Below are 1,343 nucleotides of genomic sequence, written 5' to 3' on the forward strand. Positions count from 1 at the left end.
GTTAGAGTCGATAGGGGCATTTCTACCCCTACCTCTCCTTCAGAACCGGACGTGAAACTTTCGCTTCATCCGGCTCCTTGATAACTCCACCCTTGAAATGGGTACAGATTCAAAACGGATTATCATCATAGCTCTTTTGGAGGGAGCCATCCTTTTCCGTTTTTGTGTCGTGACAGTGTTTATGCAGAAGTTGGAGATTTTTGTACTCATCCTTACCGCCTAATGAGCGGGGTTGGATATGGTCAACTTCTACGGTGTCTGTAGGTGTGAAATACAGACCGCAGTGGGTGCATTTACCTTTCTGTGTCTTCAGTAGTGTTGCCACTCTTGTTGGTGTTTCAGGGTATTCTCCGCGTCTCTTGCTCCAGTAAATCCAGTCACCATCGTAAGGTGTTGAATTGCCTTTTACCTTAACGTGCCTTATAATAGGCGTTGCTCGGTGTTGGGTTAGTTCTAAACCTTCTTCTGTGCTGAAACACCAATTTTTGTCGCCTACTGTTCGCCAGTATTTGTCTTTGTTGATGTTACCTTTTCCCCGTCTTCTAGCCCATGCTCTTAATTTGTCATAAGTAAGATTATCCGCCTTTTTAAAGGTTTCCTTACTTACTACTGTAGAGTAATAGTTTGACCACCCCCTAATTATTGGGTTCAGCCGACTAATTAAGGCAGCTTGAGGGGCGGGGTTATGGGTGTCTATTACTTTTCCAATTTTTGCAAGATGAGCTTTGACTTTGGGCTTTGACGGGGTGATTAGTGTTTTAAAACCGAGTGGCATTCCGTGTGTATTTTTAGCACTTCGGTAGTTACCTACCTTATGTTGTTGTACATGGAATCCTAAAAACTCAAACCCAACATTTCCGTTATATTCATTGAGGGTGTGGGTTAATTTTGTTTTACTTGGCTTTAATTCTAAGCCTAAATCACTTAACCAATCTGCAATTATCTTTTGACAGGCTATTACTACTTCAATGTCTTTGTGAATAATCACAAAATCATCGGCATATCGGATTAAACTGATTTCTTTTTGTTGGTTTATGTTACCACCTACGAATTGTTTAATCCGTTCTTCCATTCCGTGAAGGGCTATGTTAGCCAGTAGTGGGGAGATAACTCCGCCTTGTGGCGTACCTTCTATGGTCGGGAATATTTCGCCTTGGTCTAATACCCCACTTTTAAGCCACGACTTAATTTGTTTTCTCAGTCGCGGATAGGTATTGATTTTGTCAAGTAATGCTTTGTGATTAATGCGGTCAAAGCATTTGGCAATATCAGCGTCTAGCACATATTTGGCTTTGTATCTGATATTGTCAAAGATAGCTCCAATCGCATCGTGACATGACCTA

The 1,343-nt window shown here is 41.7% G+C and carries 1 protein-coding gene; it reads right to left on the bottom strand.

The features are described 5' to 3' along the window. Positions 1-109 precede the first annotated feature (109 nt). Positions 110-1,343: reverse transcriptase domain-containing protein (locus QUB16_RS33365; RefSeq protein WP_333322686.1), on the bottom strand; the 1,234-nt coding region annotated here is incomplete at its 5' end.

Source organism: Microcoleus sp. D3_18a_C4 (assembly GCF_036702415.1).
Lineage (GTDB): Bacteria > Cyanobacteriota > Cyanobacteriia > Cyanobacteriales > Microcoleaceae > Microcoleus.